The sequence below is a fragment of the Rhizobium sp. PK7-22 genome, from assembly GCF_056530405.1.
In genome coordinates, this window is the sequence record NZ_CP096513.1 from 487,823 (window position 1) to 504,128 (window position 16,306).

The 16,306-nt window shown below is 61.0% G+C and carries 13 protein-coding genes; 7 read left to right on the forward strand and 6 right to left on the reverse strand.

Features of this window, described 5'->3' with window-relative positions:
* Window positions 1-30 precede the first annotated feature (30 nt).
* From M1E10_RS02425 to M1E10_RS02440, 4 genes are all read left to right on the forward strand, one after another.
* On the forward strand, window positions 31-1,287 hold the full coding sequence (locus tag M1E10_RS02425; RefSeq protein ID WP_499173443.1) for an ABC transporter substrate-binding protein: 1,257 nt from the start codon (window positions 31-33) through the stop codon (window positions 1,285-1,287).
* Between the two features lie 86 nt (window positions 1,288-1,373).
* The gene (locus M1E10_RS02430; RefSeq protein ID WP_499172541.1) at window positions 1,374-2,303 is read left to right on the forward strand and encodes a carbohydrate ABC transporter permease; all 930 of its coding nucleotides are present in this window, start codon (window positions 1,374-1,376) and stop codon (window positions 2,301-2,303) included.
* Between the two features lie 3 nt (window positions 2,304-2,306).
* Window positions 2,307-3,137 (forward strand): carbohydrate ABC transporter permease, encoded by an 831-nt coding sequence (locus M1E10_RS02435; protein WP_499172542.1) that lies wholly within the window; start codon window positions 2,307-2,309, stop codon window positions 3,135-3,137.
* Window positions 3,138-3,141: 4 nt separating this feature from the next.
* Window positions 3,142-4,227, forward strand: coding sequence for an ABC transporter ATP-binding protein (locus tag M1E10_RS02440; RefSeq protein ID WP_499172543.1), 1,086 nt, complete (start codon window positions 3,142-3,144; stop codon window positions 4,225-4,227).
* A 1,513-nt stretch (window positions 4,228-5,740) separates the two neighbouring features.
* On the opposite strand, the gene M1E10_RS02445 is transcribed toward M1E10_RS02440, so the two are convergent.
* Window positions 5,741-6,193 (reverse strand): MarR family winged helix-turn-helix transcriptional regulator, encoded by a 453-nt coding sequence (locus tag M1E10_RS02445; RefSeq protein WP_499172544.1) that lies wholly within the window; start codon window positions 6,191-6,193, stop codon window positions 5,741-5,743.
* A 64-nt stretch (window positions 6,194-6,257) separates the two neighbouring features.
* On the opposite strand from M1E10_RS02445, the gene M1E10_RS02450 reads away from it, so the two are divergent.
* The 3 genes from M1E10_RS02450 (at window position 6,258) to M1E10_RS02460 (ending at window position 8,107) form a co-directional block, all read left to right on the forward strand.
* On the forward strand, window positions 6,258-6,689 hold the full coding sequence (locus tag M1E10_RS02450) for a VOC family protein (RefSeq protein WP_499172545.1): 432 nt from the start codon (window positions 6,258-6,260) through the stop codon (window positions 6,687-6,689).
* On the forward strand, window positions 6,686-7,336 hold the full coding sequence (locus M1E10_RS02455) for a glutathione S-transferase family protein (protein WP_499172546.1): 651 nt from the start codon (window positions 6,686-6,688) through the stop codon (window positions 7,334-7,336). Before M1E10_RS02450 ends, M1E10_RS02455 begins: the two co-directional genes overlap by 4 nt.
* A 237-nt stretch (window positions 7,337-7,573) precedes the next feature.
* A complete protein-coding gene (locus tag M1E10_RS02460; protein ID WP_499172548.1) occupies window positions 7,574-8,107 on the forward strand; it encodes a dihydrofolate reductase family protein in 534 nt (177 codons plus the stop codon).
* 736 nt (window positions 8,108-8,843) lie between these two features.
* Here M1E10_RS02460 and M1E10_RS02465 read toward each other — a convergent pair.
* The 5 genes from M1E10_RS02465 to M1E10_RS02485 all read right to left on the reverse strand — a co-directional run bounded on the left by M1E10_RS02465 (window position 8,844) and on the right by M1E10_RS02485 (window position 16,269).
* A complete protein-coding gene (locus M1E10_RS02465; protein ID WP_499172550.1) occupies window positions 8,844-10,826 on the reverse strand; it encodes a putative bifunctional diguanylate cyclase/phosphodiesterase in 1,983 nt (660 codons plus the stop codon).
* 373 nt (window positions 10,827-11,199) lie between these two features.
* A complete protein-coding gene (locus M1E10_RS02470; RefSeq protein WP_499172551.1) occupies window positions 11,200-12,846 on the reverse strand; it encodes an ABC transporter ATP-binding protein in 1,647 nt (548 codons plus the stop codon).
* Complete coding sequence (locus M1E10_RS02475; protein WP_499172552.1) at window positions 12,843-13,760, reverse strand: ABC transporter permease; 918 nt, start codon at window positions 13,758-13,760, stop codon at window positions 12,843-12,845. The genes M1E10_RS02470 and M1E10_RS02475 overlap by 4 nt, the downstream gene beginning before the upstream one ends.
* 10 nt (window positions 13,761-13,770) lie before the next feature.
* Entirely contained in the window at window positions 13,771-14,685 is a 915-nt protein-coding gene (locus M1E10_RS02480) for an ABC transporter permease (RefSeq protein ID WP_499173444.1), read from the reverse strand.
* A gap of 75 nt (window positions 14,686-14,760) precedes the next feature.
* Window positions 14,761-16,269, reverse strand: coding sequence for an ABC transporter substrate-binding protein (locus tag M1E10_RS02485; RefSeq protein WP_499172553.1), 1,509 nt, complete (start codon window positions 16,267-16,269; stop codon window positions 14,761-14,763).
* Window positions 16,270-16,306 lie beyond the last annotated feature (37 nt).

Genomic DNA, 16,306 nt, shown 5'->3' on the forward strand with positions numbered 1-16,306 from the left:
CAGTCAACACCAACTGGGAGAAAGATCATGATCAAGACGCTGATAAGTGCCGCCCTGTTTACGTCGCTGCTCGGCAGCGCCGCCTTTGCCGAGACGCTCAAACTCGTCGAAGTCATCACCAGCCCCGAACGCACGCAGACCCTGCGGTCGATCGTGTCGACTTTCGAGGCGGATAATCCCGGCACCACCGTGGAGATCATCTCGCTGCCATGGAACGAGGCGTTCCAGAAGTTTGCCACCATGGTCTCGGCCGGAGACACGCCCGACGTGATGGAGATGCCCGACACCTGGCTGTCGCTCTATGCCAACAACGGCATGCTTGAAAGCCTCGAGCCCTATCTGGACACCTGGGACAACACCAAGGAGCTGACGCCCCGCGCGCTGGAACTGGGCCGAGAGGTCGACAACACCGCCTATATGCTACCCTACGGCTTCTACCTGCGGGCCATGTTCTACAACAAGAAGCTGCTTTCCGAGGCCGGCATCTCGGAGCCGCCAAAGACCATGGACGACTTCATGGCCGCCTCCGCGGCGGTGTCAAAGCTGCCAGGCAAATATGGCTACTGCATGCGCGGCGGCGCCGGCGGCCTGAACGGCTGGATGATCTTCGGCGCCTCGATGGCCGGCAACAACAGCTATTTCACCGAAGACGGCACCTCGACCCTCAACACGCAAGGGTGGACGAAAGGGCTGCAATGGATGGTCGACCTCTACCAGAAGGGTTACGCGCCAAAGGACAGCGTCAACTGGGGCTTCAACGAGGTGGTTGCTGGCTTCTACTCCGGGACATGTGCCTTCCTGGACCAGGATCCCGATGCGCTGATTGCCATTGCCGAGCGCATGAAGGCGGAAGATTTCGCTGTCGCGCCGCTGCCCAAGGGGCCTGATGGCAAGTCCTTCCCGACTATCGGCTACGCCGGCTGGTCGATGTTTGCCGACAGCGACAACAAGGATCTGTCCTGGAAGCTGATCTCCACACTGCAAAGCCGGGAAGGCAATTTGGAGTGGAACAAGCGCATCGGTGCGTTGCCGGCCTACACCTCGGCAGAGCAGGATCCCTTCTTCGCCGGCGAGCAGTTCAAGGGATGGTTCGAAGAGCTTGCCGATCCCGACACGGTGCCCACCGTGATGCCGACGTACCTGGAGGAATTTGCCTTCTTCAAGGACTCGCTGGCCATCAGCAGCTCGCAGGAAGCGCTGCTCGGCGACATCAGCGCCGAACAGCTCGCCGACCAGTGGGCTGACTACCTGACGAAGGCGCAACAGAAGCATATCGCCAAGCAATAGCAGGCTTGCACACGGCGGACACCGGCGGCCAGGCGCCGCCGGTGGCTTTCAACAGGAACGCGACAGCGCAAACGGGAACGACCGCGATGAACCGGGCTGCCACAATGGGAGGGTACAAGCGCAAGCCGTGGCTGAAGCGGCTGGCCGATGGCTCAGAACCATACCTGTACAGCGCGCCAGCGCTGATCCTGATCGTGACCGTGATGCTGGTCCCCCTCACGCTTGGGATTTCCTATGCATTCCGCGACATCCAGCTTCTCAACCCGTTCTCCGGTGGCTTTATCGGTCTCGATCATTTCAAGGCACTCGGCCAGGATACCGGCTTCTACAGGGCGCTGAAGAACACGCTGTGGTGGACCGGAGCCTCGGTCCTGCTGCAGTTCACCTTCGGGCTGATCCTTGCGCTTCTGCTCGACAAGCCCTTCTGGGGCCGCGGCGTGGTGCAGGCGCTGGTCTTCCTCCCCTGGGCGGTGCCCTCTTTCCTGGCGGGTCTCAACTGGGCATGGCTGTTCAATCCAGTGATCGGTCCTTTGCCACACTGGCTGTTTGCCCTTGGCCTCATTGCTGAGCCGACCAACCTGCTCTCGGATCCGCATTATGCCATGTGGGGGCCGATCATCGCCAACGTCTGGTGGGGGATCCCCTTCTTTGCCATCACTCTGCTGGCTGCCCTGCAGGCCATTCCGCGCGATCTCTACGAGGCCGCGTCGATCGACGGCGCCAACGGATTTCAGCGCTTCACATCCATCACCCTGCCGTTCCTTGCGCCGACGATTGCCATTACCGTTCTGTTGCGCACGGTGTGGATTTCCAACTTCGCCGATCTCATCGTGGTGATGACCGGCGGCGGCCCGGCAGACCGTACCCAAATCGTCGCCAGCTATATCTTCACCCAGGCCTTCAGACGTCTGGACTTCGGCTATGCCTCCGCCATCGCTCTCGTGTTGCTCGGCCTGCTGATGGCCTATTCGATGGTGATCATTCTGTTGCGCCAGTCGCTGATGAGCAAGGATTAGACGATGCAAGCCGGCCTCCTCCCGACGATCGCCCACCGGCTCGCCATTCTCGGCTATGTCGTCTTTTCGCTTTTCCCACTGTTCTGGCTGCTGAAGGTCTCGGTAACACCCAACGACCTGCTCTATTCAGAAGGGGTCAGGATGTGGCCGTCGGCCACGACCTTCGAGCACTATGCACACGTTTTGCGCCACAGCGCCTTTCCGACCTTCTTCAAGAACAGCGTCATCGTCTCGGGCTCGACGGCCGTGATCGTCACCTTGCTGGCCTCGCTGTCGGGCTACGCGCTGTCCCGCTTCAGTTTCCGCAGCAAATACTGGATCGTCGCCTTGATGCTTCTCACCCAGATGTTTCCGCTGGTCATGCTGGTCGCACCGATCTTCAAGATCCTGTCGCCGCTGGGGCTGACCAACAGTCTGACGGGGCTGGTGATCGTCTACAGCGCCTTTAACGTACCGTTTGCGACCTTCCTGATGCAGTCCTTCTTCGACGGCATCCCCAAGGATCTCGAGGAAGCGGCGATGATTGATGGCGCAACGCGGTTCACAGCGTTTCGCCAGATCATCCTGCCGCTGACACTGCCGGGCATTGCCGCAACCCTGGGATTTGTCTTCACCGCCGCCTGGAGCGAACTCCTGTTCGCGCTGATGTTGATCAACGGCAACGATGCGGCCACCTTTCCGGTCGGACTGCTGACCTTCGTGTCAAAGTTCTCGGTGGACTTCGGGCAGATGATGGCGGCTGGCATCCTGGCGCTCATCCCCGCCGGCTTCTTCTTCCTTCTCATTCAACGCTATCTGGTGCAGGGCCTGACGGCCGGCGCAGTCAAAGGTTGATCTTATGGCTTCTATCTCGATCAAGAACCTCAAGAAGGCCTATGGCACCTTCCTCGTTCTACATGGCGTTGATCTCGAAATTGCCGACGGCGAGTTCGTGGTGCTGGTGGGACCGTCGGGCTGTGGCAAGTCGACGCTGCTGCGGATGATTGCCGGTCTGGAGGGCGTCACCGACGGTGAAATCCAGATCGACGGTGCGCGCGTCAACGAACGCCATCCAAAGGACCGTGACATCGCCATGGTATTCCAGTCCTATGCACTTTACCCGCATATGACGGTCGCAGAGAACATGAGCTACAGTCTGAGGCTTCGCAAGGTGGCCAGCGATGTCGCCGCAAAGGCGGTCACGGCGGCCTCTCAGAAGCTTGGTCTCGAGCCGTTTCTAGCCAGGCGCCCGAAGGCCCTGTCGGGGGGACAGCGCCAGCGGGTTGCCATGGGACGGGCCATTGTCCGGCAGCCGAAAGCCTTTCTTTTCGATGAGCCACTGTCGAACCTCGATGCCAGGCTGCGCGAGCAGATGCGCGCCGAAATCAAGAAGATGCATGCCGATCTGAAGGCGACCTCGATCTATGTCACCCATGATCAGATTGAGGCGATGACGCTGGCCGACCGCATCGTTGCCATGCATGGCGGCATCGTCCAACAGGTTGGCAGCCCGCTCGACCTTTACGATCGCCCCGCCAATCTGTTTGTCGCCGGCTTCATCGGATCGCCAGGGATGAACTTTCTGGAGGGACAAGCAGAAAAGCACGGCATCCGTCTGAGAGACGGCACCTTCATGCCCATGGATGACGTGCCGGAGGGCCTGACCAGGGCGCAGGTCACGGTCGGTATCAGGCCGGAACACGTGGTTCTTGATGGACACGACAAAGGCATGCCGGCGCACCTGGATCTGATCGAGCCGACCGGCTTCGGGATCATCCTGCATCTGACGCTGAACGGCATGCCGCTGAAGGTGTTTACGCTGGATCGCGCTGTGCTGCAGGCCGGTCCGACGGTCGCGGTCACGCTCGCGCAGGAGCATCTACATCTGTTCGGACCGGATGGAGCAAGGGTTGGCGGCACGTCAACTCCAGCGACAGCGGCTTGAGGCGCTGGTGAATGACGGTCCAGTAGCGGCACCGGTGGGAAGCTCGCCGGGACACCCAAGGCTACAGGACACCAGAGCGTTCTTGCGGTTGATACCCCCGCGGCAACTGGTCACGAAACAGCCTCACGGTGAAATCGGCTGGATCAAGCCCGCCTCCTAGAACAAGCATGGGCTTGCCCTCGCCAGATTGATCAGTCGCAGGGTTCCGGCACGCGCTTTGAGAGCGCATGATGAGCAATCGTGACCGCCGCCAGGGGGGTGGCTACCCGCCGCCCCGACCGCTCGCGACCCACAGATTGGGCGGGCGCCCTGGTCGGCGCCACGCTTGCGGCGCTGGACCTTTGATGTCTACGGCCTGGGGTCTGCAGGCCCAGCCGGAAGAGACTCTTCCGTGTTGCCGCGATCCGGCGGAACTGGGGGGGCTGTCTCAGTTCCCGACATCACCCACCAAGCCAAGCCTGCGCCAATGGCTACGACGACAAGGGCCCAGATAAGGACTGTAGAACCACGTTTTTTGTCCATCTTCTGCTCTCCGCTAAGAACGACTGCAACTGGTACTCAGGGCTTGAAGTTCCTCACAAAGCCAAAATGGTGCTCCTTTGCACGCCTCGTCGGAGAGGGCAGACCACGTTGCGCCGAACTCTTGCTCATGATCACCAGCACTGACTTCAGCACCCGCGCCACTCCCGTCGCCGTTGCAGATGGTGCCGGGCATGCCTGCATCACCGCAGCCGCTAGCTTTCTTTAAGTTATACGGTCTGGGCGGTGCTCTTTGCACTCACCCTGTTTTGCAGCGGCTCACATCCCATCACTGCGGGAACGGATCTTGCGGGCAGAGCGGCATTGTCGCTAGGCCATCGAGGAACTCAGACAGCTCCCGAAGCTTGCGGGCTATCTCGTTCAGGGCGGCAACCTGTTGAGACGTCCTGGCCTCATCTAGAAGCCACACGTCACTCTCTGGTGCATCCAGATCATCCATTGGATCTTACCCGCTCCGGTCAAAAAGCGGCTTAGGTAGGACTTCATTAACCATCGGCAAGGGCCGAAAGAATCCTCTTCGCAGCGCGCTTCCGCACCTCCTTTTGAGGAAATTCGCGCGACATCCACACCTGCGGCGATTGTCTTCGACATCAGGCGCAGCTTTTCATGGCTCAGACCCGCTTCTTGTGTAGAAACTGAACTGCCCTTTCCGCTGCGGCGGGTGACATCGTGTGGTCCACGGTTGGCATGACACCCAGTTCAACGCTGAAGTCGCCTTGGCGATAATGGCTTGCGGCAACGGTTGAGGCCGCAGACGGGATCGTACGGTCGTCCTGTCCGTGGACGAGCCGGATCCGTCCTGGCGCTTTTACGTGAGAGCGGCATCGGCGCAAGAAATCCCGCAAATGACACCAGTGCTCCAACCTGCCACCGACCGGAGGCGACCGCGTCCCATGCAACAATCGCACCTTGGGAGACGCCGACGAAGGCGGCGAAAAAAGTCGCTTCTGCTGCCGGCTCTTGCTTTTGATACTTATTTGATCCCCGCCAGACCTTGCCGAAGAGTGTCAGGAAGCGTGTCCTCCATACTGTCCTCAAGTGCTGCGTGTTCCGCCTGCCAGACCTCCACGGCCTGCCGCATCAGTGCCACGCCCTCGGGTGTGATGCGCAGCCGGCGGAAGCGGCCGTCTTCAGGGTCAGGTTCCACCATCAGCAAGCCACGTCGGGCGAGCGGCTTGACGGCTGCGGTCAGCGTCGATGCGTCCATACCGAGAAAGGGCGCAAGACGCCCAATCGCAGGTGGCTGCGGTTGGTTCAGCGCCATCATGAGAGAGAACTGGCCGTTGGTCAGGCCAAACGGGCGCAGAGCGGCGTCGAACCGCCGGGCGAGCAGGCGCGCCGCGCGCTGGGTGGCCAAGCAGAGGCAGGTGTCGCGAACGTGGCGAACCGTCGCCTGAGGAAGACCGGGGGGGATTGTATCGCTCATATTATTTTGATATCAAAGTATCCGCGTGAACACAACGGCTCAATCTGCCGCAGGGGAGGATCCAATGACAGAACCAAACTGCATGCAGGGCGTCATCCCGTACCTGGCCATGAACGGCCAGGCGGGTGAGGCCTGCGACTTCTACGCTGCGGCATTCGGGGCCGAGGATCGTGGCAGGCTGCCCTTCCCCGATGGGCAGCCGGGCCTGATGCATGCTCAGGTCCAGATCAACGGCGGAATGTTGATGTTGACCGATCACAGCGGTGACGGTGCGCCGCCGTCCGCCAATTTTGGCCATCTGCAACTGGTCGTCGCCGATGGGCACCTGTGGTGGGGCCGCGCGGTCGCCGCAGGCTGCAAGATGGTCATGCCTTACGAACGGCAGTTCTGGGGCGACGACTGGGGGCTTCTTGAAGATCGCTTCGGGATCAGATGGGCGATACTGCAGACAGGTGCACGATCGGGACAATCACCCGAGCCGGAGGCCGTAGCATGACGATAGAGATCAGCGCCTTCGCCTGGGTTCCGCCCTTCGCGCAGGGCTTCGTCAAGGACATTCGGCCGCGGTGGGCGCTGGCAGAGGCCGGGTTCGACTACGGGGTACGCGCGTTGTCCCCGGGCGACAGCGACGCGCTGGAGTATCGGCACTGGCAGCCGTTCGGCCAAGTTCCCGCCTACCGCGACGCCGACGTCGAACTCTTCGAATCCGGCGCAATCCTGCTGCGGATCGCCGACCGCTCCGACGCATTGCGACCGCGCGATGCGCAGGAGGCTGCACAGACGCAGGCATGGGTGTTTGCTGCGCTGAATTCGATAGAGCCGAAGGTCGACAACCTTATCCTGCCGGGCACCTTCCATGCCGGAGAGGACTGGGTTGCCGGTTTCAAGCCGCATGCCGAGCGGCTGGTGGACCTGCGGCTCAAATCACTCGCAGGCTGGCTTGTCGGGCGCGACTGGCTGACGGGTCGCTTCGGGGTTGCCGACATCGCTATGGCGACGGTGCTGCGTGGCTTGCAGGAGGAACCGGTGCTGGCCCGCCACCCTATTGTCTTCGACTATCTGGAGCGCTGTTTGGCGCGGCCAAGCTTCGGGGTGGCATTGGCCGCGCAATTGGCAACCTTCGCCGAGAATGAAGCGGCATGAGCGCGCCCGATAGCGTGATCCGATACCGATATCGCATGGACAGCTACGACCACCACCCCAGGACATGATCGACCAGAGGGAGCCGGATGGCAGTTGGCTCGATACCGCTGGCTCGACCCTGCGCCGTTGGAGCAGGCCTGCAGAGACAATACACGCTGGCAACCACCCATTGCCAGCGCCGCGGCATGGCAATGCGGCGACCGTGACGATGCGTCTGGCTTCAAGGAAGGAAACGCCATGACAGCGAGAATCGTATTCGGAATGAACCAATCCCTCGATGGCTACGTCGACCACACGGCGTTTGGCCCCAGCGCCGCACTCTTTGCTCACTTCATAGAAGACGCCAAAACCCAAGTCGGTAGCATCTATGGTCGCAAGATCTATGAGATCATGCGCTATTGGGACGAGGATCATCCACAATGGGGAGAAGCGGAGCTCGCGTTTGCCACCGCCTGGCGAAGGCAACACAAATGGGTCGTTTCGCGGACGCTTGATGCTGTCGGGCCAAACGCTTCGCTGGTCAAGGGCAATCTTGAAGACGCAATCCCTGCGCTGAAGGCACAATACAGTGGCGATATTGAAGTTGCCGGCCCGGATCTGGCGGCAAGCTTCACGGCGCTGGGCCTGATCGACGAATATTGCATCTACCTGCATCCGGTCGTGCTGGGTCACGGGACGCCCTATTTCGCTAGAGGCCGCCCGCCCCTGCGGCTGATTTCTCATGACCTGATTGACACGGACGTGATCAGGTTGCGTTACAGGCCCGAATGACCTGCGATAGCCTCTCAGTGGCGAATGGAAGCGATCAGCAGTACAGCATCCCCATAGGAACGATGTAACAATGGTAGGAGCGGTACGATAAGCCGGATATGCCGCTGGCGTCAGGGTTAACTATGTCTGTTCAGTTGCTCTTAATCTGAACCTCTTAATTTAGAGGGCGTTAACGCGAGGGTTTCAAATGCACTATCAGGGTCCAGCTTTCGTGATTGCACTTTCCATCTTCCTTGCAGGCGCGCCGCTCGTGGCAAAGCACGCGGACAGCGACAGGCACAGTCGGACATTGACCGTCGCGTCCGCCTTCTAAGCACGCACGGTAGCTCAAGTCGGGACGGGTGACGGTGTCCTGAGTTGCACCGGGAAAGGTTTGGGTCGCGCGCGTGCGCAGAAAAACCTGTCAATCAGGGGCTTCAGGACAGACATGCCGCTTGCAGCCCAACGCGCTGGAGCGATTTCAGACAAAGCCACCGCCGAGCCTTCCCCACCGATGGAGGGTCAGAACATGCCGCATCGGCGAGCTTCCCGCAAGTTGCACGGTTTGCCGATCAACAGACCCTAGGCATCGCGCCGGTGATGCCTTGCATCTCGCCGTCGCAGTCGGGTGATCGGCCTGTTGCAACCACGCGTGCGTTCGACAGGATTCGCCTGCCGAAGTCAGACCTTCCCAACCGCCCAAGCGGCGCCCGCCGTACCGCCGCAAGGCAGCGGCCACGGGTGGTCGAAAGGTCCATCAACGGCCGGCTGCGGCCCGATCACAGGCGCTGGTGTAGGGGGTGTTGGCGGGTGCAGGCCGGCCCAGATAGTAGCCCTGCCCCAGATCAACCTGCAATCTCTGCATCAGCGCCAATTGCTCTTCAGTCTCTATCCCCTCGACCAAGATCTTTGCCCTGGTGTTGCGCGCCAGCACGACGATGTCTGCCAGCATCACGGATCCCTTGGACGTCTCGCAGTCGTGAAGAAACGACTTGTCGATCTTGACGCAGTCAAAGTCGATCAGCCGCAGCCACGAGAGGCCGGCAAAGCCGGTGCCGAAGTCGTCGAGCCAGATCTTGATGCCGAGGGCCTTGAGGTTGCTGATACAGTGCAACAGGCTGGAGTGGATCTCCATCTCCTGGCCCTCGGTGATCTCGAACGCCAACCTGTCGCCGCAAATGCCATATTCGCTGAGCGTCAGCGCTACCCAGGCAGCGAATCCTGGCATCTGCAACTGCTGCGGCGAGATATTGACGCTCACGACAGGAGCCAGATCCTTGGCCAAAATATCTGCGCAGACCCTGCGGATCGCCCATTGCCCAAGCTTGAGTATCGCACCGGTGCGCTCGGCAGCGGGAATGAAGGCGCTGGGCAAAATCGGCGTCCCATCCAACATCCGAAGCCGCATCAGCGCCTCCACAGCGACGGTCTGGCCGCTGAAGACGTCCTGTATCGGCTGATAGACCATCGAAACGAGATCCCGTTCGATTGCAATCTTCAGCAAGGCCGCGATGTTCTCGCTGTCGTCATTGTGGTTGGGATCGCCGGGATCAAACAGTCTGACACAGTTGCGGCCGGCGGCCTTGGCACTGTAGAGCGCCCGGTCAGCCTGGTGGATGACCTTCTCCAGTTTCGACGGGAATTCATCTTTGGTCAGCGCTGCGCCGACACTCACCGTCACGATGGCCGTTCCATCGCGCCGGTATTCGTGGCTTAGCGCGAGATCTTCAACAGCGCCGCGAACAACTTCGGCGAAGGCTACAAGGTCCTCGTCGCTTGTCAGATCGATGACCAGTATGAATTCCTCGCCGCCGTAGCGGCCAATGGCGGCGCCGTGACGGGCGGCCAGATCCTTTAGAGCCCCCGCCACGCGTACCAGGCAATGATCCCCATCCAGATGGCCATGGTAGTCGTTGTATCTTTTGAAGAAGTCGACATCCACCAGGACGACGGCAAACGGGCTTCCAGAACCCCGCCATTGGTTCCAGTGCTCACGCAAGGTCTCATCAATGGCACGGCGGTTGGCAAGACCCGTCAAAGGATCTGTGTTGGACAGTCTCAACAGGTCTTCCCCTCGCTCTGCCGCCTCCTCTTGCCGCGCTTTCGCCGCCATGGCGTTGAGAAACACATGGTAGCGCTCGTGGTTGAGCTTCCAGTTGACGTAGGAGGTAAAGACGAAACAGCAGAAGCAGAAGAGCCCGAAGATCAGCTTGTAGGCATGATAGTCCTGGGGAAATGACCACAGCGCGACGAAGAACAGGAGGACTATGGCCGCCGATGCCACCACGGAAAGCCGGAAGGAGAAATTGAAGAAGAGGTTGATGCTCATCATGAAGATCGCACCGAACACCATGTAGTAGGCCATGACCTCGATCTGGGACGTCATCAAGGCACTCGACACCCAGCCACCGTAGGCGAGGACAAGAGCCAGTGCTGCCGTGGCGTCTATCGCACCTGCACTGCCGCCGCGGCGTACCTGCCATTCCATACCCAAGAGCATGACGGCAGAAATGGCAAACCGCGTTACGACCGTGAAGGGGGCGACATCGGCTATCAGCATGATGTCGCTGATCGAAAACAGCAGATAGACCAGGACCGCAATCCACAGCCCCTGTCTCGTCGTTTGCCGTCGCAAATTCACTGCGTGCTCTCGGTAGAGAGCCTTAAGCATGACATTTGGCTGCCCACGCAGGTCGCGTGGCACATCAATATAGTTGGCGTCTGTCACTGTGTGCATCATGCACGATCCACCGCTTTCACTGCCGTGGTTGGTACTGTCGGGGTCGCCTAGGAGCAGTTGCATTATGTCACCTGCACCATCGTTCGACGGCATGGTCTATCAGACGAATCTAATGCTGGAGAAAGATTGACAAAACAGGCTTAACGTATCGCTTATAGCCTGCTTCGGCACGTCTTCCGGGTTAAGCATTTCGCCGGATATATCGAGCGCGATCCATCTCGTTCAGGGACAGCTGCGCCGCAATTTTCTGGCTTGCGGGAAATGCTGCTGTGATCCGCCGCCAAAGCTGCCGCTACCGTACGCAACGCTGCCCGGGGGATGATGTGCGTCGCCAATGGGAACGCGGCTACCGCATGGCAACCGGCGCTTGCTTTTAACGCCCCTCGGCGGCAAGCCATTTGGGCCGTGGCACGGCGTTGAGCAGCACGCGGGTATAATCGTGGCACGGGTGTGCGAAGATCGCCTCGGTGCCACCCTCCTCGACGATCTTGCCTGCTTTCATGACGAGCACCCTATCGGCGAATTGGCGCACGATCGGAAGGTCGTGGGTGATGAAGATATAAGACAGGCCGAGCGATTGGCGAAGCTCCGCCAGGAGTTCGATGACCTGCATCTGGATGGAGACGTCAAGCGCCGAGACGGCCTCGTCGCAGACGATCAACTCCGGGTCGCTGGCGAGCGCGCGGGCAATGGCGATGCGCTGTCTTTGCCCGCCTGAGAACTGATGCGGATAGCGCCCGCAATGCTCCGACTTAAGCCCGACACGCTCAAGAAGCTCCACCACCCGTTCATGCCATCGCGGCCTTTCGAGGATGTCACGGTGGATGGCCCAGGGCTCGGAAATGATCTGCGAAACGGTCATGCGCGGGTTCATGGAACCGAACGGGTCCTGGAAGACCATCTGCACCCGGCGGCGATAGTCATTGAGTGCCCGCCCCTGCAGCGTAAAGATGTCTTCCCCTGCAAGCAGCGCCCTGCCGGCCGTCGGTTCGCTCAACCGCAGCAGCATGCGCGCAATGCTGGATTTGCCAGAACCTGACTCGCCAACAATGCCGACGGTTTCCCCGCGCCCGACGGTGAAGCTGACGTCATCGACCGCCCGAAACTCCCGTTTCGCTGCAAACGGCCCTGCCGCCAGCGTGAAATGCTTGCTCAGGTGCTCGACGGTTAGCAGAACCTCCCGGGCCGCCGGTTGCCGTCCTGGCCGCACGGCGGGAGCGGCATGCGGCACAGCCGCCATCAGGCGTTTGGTGTAGGCATGCATCGGCCGGGTGAAGACGTCCTCGGCTCGACCGGTCTCAACCACCTTGCCGCCGTTCATGACGATGATCCGGTCGGCCATGGCCGCGGCCACCTCCAGGTCATGGGTGATCAGGATCAGCGCCATGCCGGTCTCCCGCTGCAGATCCTGGAGGAGCTCGAGGATCTGCGCCTGGACGCTGACGTCGAGAGCCGTCGTCGGCTCGTCTGCGATGAGGACATCCGGCTTCAGCGCAATGGCCATGGCAATCATGATGCGCTGCCTTTGGCCCCCGGAGAACTGGTGCGGATAATCGTGGAACCGTCGCGCCGCGTCGGAAATTCCCACGCGCTCCAAAAGCCCAACCACCTTGCTGCGCACGGATGCTGCGGTGCCACCACCTTGATGGCTTTCAAACACTTCCTCAATCTGGCGACCGACGGAAATCACCGGGTTCAGATAGGCAAGCGGATCCTGGAAGATCATCGCCATGCGCCGGCCATTGAGTTGCCGTCGCCCCTCCTGTCCCAGCGATGTCAGGTCGATGCCGTCGAACACCAGCGATCCGGCGACGATGTCGCCGGGAGGGCAGTCAATCAAGCCCATCACCGTACCGGTACTGACGCTTTTTCCCGAACCGCTCTCGCCCAGGATGACCAGCGTCTCTCCTTCGCAGACGTCAAAGGAAACGTCATCCACCGCTCGCACGGCTGCGTCCTCCGACAGAAAGTCCACAGTCAGTGCTTTGATCGTCAAGATGGGTTTGCCTGCAGCACTCATCGGGCAGCCTTTCGTCGCGATTGCAGACGCCAGCGCTGCTGTGGGTCGGCGACGGTGCGACCCCAACTGGCAAGGATATTGAGAGAAAGGGTAGTTAGCAGGATGAGGAGGCCAGGCCAGAAGGCGATCCACCACGCCGACGCCAGATAGCCTCGGCCGTTGGCCACCATGGCGCCCCAGGTGAAATCCGGGGGCTGGATGCCAAGGCCGAGAAAGCTGAGCGACGATTCCGCCAGAATGACCGTGGAAAAGTCGATCGCCGCGATCGTGACCAGCGTTGGCAGCACCAAGGGGGCGATGTGGCGCAACAGGATGCGGCTGGTGCTGGCGCCCATGGCGCGCGCAGCACTGACGAACATACGCTCACGCAGTTCAAGCACCTCGGCGCGTGCAGTGCGGATGAAGACCGGCAAGCGTGTGATCGCCAGCACCACGACAAGGTTGGTGACGCTGGGCCCCAGCGTGTAGAGGACGATGAGTGCAAGCAGCAGCGACGGAAAGCTCATGATGACGTCGGCGAGCCGTAAGATCACGTGGCTGTACCAGCGCTCCGAGTAGCCGGCCACCAGGCCAAGGGTGCCGCCGACAGCCATCGAACAGAAGACCGCGGCGGCTGCGATGCCAAGCGTCGTCTGTGCGCCAACGATCAGCCGCGCCAGGATTGGGCGCCCAAGCGTGTCGGCGCCCAGGACGTAGACAGGGCCCTGCTCCCACGTGAAGGGCGCCAGGTTTCGGTGCCTCAGCCCCAGCTTGCCTGCAAGGTCGCCAACCAGCAGAGGTCCAAGGAGGGCACACAGGATCAGGCACAGCAAGAACAGAGCGGCGCAAAGCGCCAGCTTGTCGCGCGTCAGGTAGATGGCGAGCTGCCGCAGCTTGCCAGACGGTCGGACCAATGACGGCGTAATCTCAGCCATGCGGCCTCCCTCAGTAGCGGATGCGCGGATCAAGGACCGCATAGAGAAGATCGATGGCGATGTTGACGGCGAAGATGGCAAGCGCCGTGACCAGAATGGTCGACTGCACGACAGCAAAATCCCTCTGGATGATGGAGTCGATCATCAGTTTGCCGATACCGGGCCAGCCGAAGATCGTCTCGACGACCACGGCGCCGTTGATCAGTCCTGTCGCCAGGTCGCCGGCAACGGTGATGACCGGCAGCAGCGAGTTGCGCAGCGCGTGGCTGAAGATAATCTTGCGGCGCTTCATCCCTTTGGCTTGTGCGGTCTTGATGTAGGGAGAGGCGAGCGCCGAGATCATCGTTCCCCGCACCACCTGCACCAGCAGCCCGAAGGGGCGCAGCATCAAAACGGCGATCGGCATGACCCAGTGCAGCGGCGTGCCGGTCCCAGAGGTTGGCAGGACACCGAAGCCGACGGCAAAGACCAGGATGCCGACGATGGCGATCCAGAAGTCGGGGGTGCTGGCGCCGCCTAGGGACAAGAGCCCCGCCACCCGGTCAAACAGGCTACCGGGCCGGGCCGCCGCCAGGGCACCGACGACGACGGCCAGCACCACGGAAAGAGACATGGCAACGGCTGCCAGCTTCAACGTGGCTGGAAACGCCTCCAGCGCCACCTCGATGGCCGACCGGTTCTGTCGCAGCGACTGACCGAAATCGAGCGACAGGAGGTTTTGCAGATACTGCAGGAATTGCAGATGAACCGGCTGATCAAGGCCATTGAGTCGGGCAAAGGCCTGGCGCGCCTCGATGCTGGAATCGAGCGGCAGGTAGAGCGCCGACGGATCGCCGGTCAGACGCGTGAGGAAAAAGACAAGCGTCAACAGGCCGATCATCGAAATCAAGCTGTGATACGCCCGTCGGCCGATAAAGCCGAACATCATACGAAGCCTCGGGTTTGGCTGGGACGGCAGCAAGCGCTGATTATCGCCAGCGCTTGCACGTCGTTATCCTGCTCAGTTGTTAAGGCCGATATTGGCGAGCGGGATCTCGCTGTTGGTGGTGATATCGGGCTTCCAGTCCAGACGCGCGCCCACGCGGGTGTAGCCGATCATGTGAAACATCGGGATGTCGAGCGCCAGATCGTCGTGAACCTTGGCAAAGATCGCCTTGAACTTCTGCGTCCGCTCGTCGCCGGTTGCCGCCAAGGCTTCTGCTATCTGCTCATCGAGGTCGCCGTTGTCGACCGTCGAGTAGCTTCCTGCCGAGGAATAGAAGATCGGGACGGTAAAGGCGGCGTCGCCCTTGTTGTTGTCGTGCATCATCTGTAGCAGATTGGGACCACGACCATCCGGAAACGGCTTTTGCAGGTAGCGCAGCCAGTCGTTGACATCCAGCATCGTCAGCTTGACGTTCAAGCCCACATCCTGCCACATCGCCGCCATCGCCTCCATGGCTTCTGATCCATTGGGATAGATGCCATTGCGGCCGATGAGCTCGATCTCGGTGTCGACGGGGACACCGGCAGCCTTTGCCTCAGCCACCAGCGCCCGCGCCTGCTCCGCATCAAACGTCCACGGCGCCAGCGTCTCGTTGTGACCATTGATGCCGGCCACCACCATCTGCGACGCCCGCTGGATGTCATCGCCAAACAACTGCGCCAGTCCCTCCCAGTCGATCGCCAGGTTGAGCGCCTTGCGGACCCGAACATCGTCGAGCGGCGCAAACCCGGTATCGATACGCATGGCGGTGGTTTCGGAGTTCAGGTAGGAGAAGTCCGTCTGCGGATTGGTGGCATCCTGGATGGCGATCGACGGCGTCAGATCGGCCTCCCCGGTTTCGACCATGGCAGCGCGGATCGACGATTCCGGACGCCAGACGTAGCTTGCCTTGGTGATGGCCGGCTTTTCGCCCCAGTAGCCATCAAAGGCTTCAAGCTCAACTGTCTCGTTGGTAAAGCGCGCCAGGGTGAAAGGGCCGGTCCCGATCGGATCGTTGACGGCCGTGTCGGGCGGCGTGTTGGGTGAGACGACCATGACGACGCTCAGCAGCGTCGGCAAGATCGGCTGCGGCGTGTCGGATTTGATCTCGACGGTGTGGTCGTCGACGGCCGTGACGGCCAGTTTCGAACTGCCGAATTTGGCGGTATTGCTGCAGGTGACCTTGCCGCCCGTCATCCGCTCGATGGAGCTTTTCACGGCGTCGGCATCGAGCTTCTCGCCGTCGTGGAAGCTGACGTTATCGCGTAGCGTGATGCGCCAGGTATTGGGATCGGTCTGCGTCCATTCTGTCGCCAGCCCAGGCGTCGGCTGACCGGTGCCGGCATCGATGATCGTCAGCGGCTCCACGACATTGCGGCTCAGGATCTGACCGACATTGGTGATAATGGTACCGCAGGGTTCAAGATTGGCCGGCTGCTCCGGCAGCACCACGGTGATCTGCGATCCGTCTTGCGCTGCAACCGAGCCAGCAAGACCGACTGCCGCCACCGCGCCTGCGATGACCCACGATTTGTTTTTAGCCATGACACTCCTCCCAAGTGAAATAGTGATTGATGGATGA

Bases quoted from the DNA above. Each gene is read 5' to 3' on its own strand.
- M1E10_RS02430 (WP_499172541.1), top strand. From the start codon at position 1,374: ATGAACCGGGCTGCCACAATGGGAGGGTACAAGCGCAAGCCGTGGCTG.
- M1E10_RS02435 (WP_499172542.1), top strand. From the start codon at position 2,307: ATGCAAGCCGGCCTCCTCCCGACGATCGCCCACCGGCTCGCCATTCTC.
- M1E10_RS02440 (WP_499172543.1), top strand. From the start codon at position 3,142: ATGGCTTCTATCTCGATCAAGAACCTCAAGAAGGCCTATGGCACCTTC.
- M1E10_RS02445 (WP_499172544.1), bottom strand. From the start codon at position 6,193: ATGAGCGATACAATCCCCCCCGGTCTTCCTCAGGCGACGGTTCGCCAC.
- M1E10_RS02450 (WP_499172545.1), top strand. From the start codon at position 6,258: ATGACAGAACCAAACTGCATGCAGGGCGTCATCCCGTACCTGGCCATG.
- M1E10_RS02455 (WP_499172546.1), top strand. From the start codon at position 6,686: ATGACGATAGAGATCAGCGCCTTCGCCTGGGTTCCGCCCTTCGCGCAG.
- M1E10_RS02460 (WP_499172548.1), top strand. From the start codon at position 7,574: ATGACAGCGAGAATCGTATTCGGAATGAACCAATCCCTCGATGGCTAC.
- M1E10_RS02465 (WP_499172550.1), bottom strand. From the start codon at position 10,826: ATGATGCACACAGTGACAGACGCCAACTATATTGATGTGCCACGCGAC.
- M1E10_RS02470 (WP_499172551.1), bottom strand. From the start codon at position 12,846: ATGAGTGCTGCAGGCAAACCCATCTTGACGATCAAAGCACTGACTGTG.
- M1E10_RS02475 (WP_499172552.1), bottom strand. From the start codon at position 13,760: ATGGCTGAGATTACGCCGTCATTGGTCCGACCGTCTGGCAAGCTGCGG.
- M1E10_RS02480 (WP_499173444.1), bottom strand. From the start codon at position 14,685: ATGTTCGGCTTTATCGGCCGACGGGCGTATCACAGCTTGATTTCGATG.
- M1E10_RS02485 (WP_499172553.1), bottom strand. From the start codon at position 16,269: ATGGCTAAAAACAAATCGTGGGTCATCGCAGGCGCGGTGGCGGCAGTC.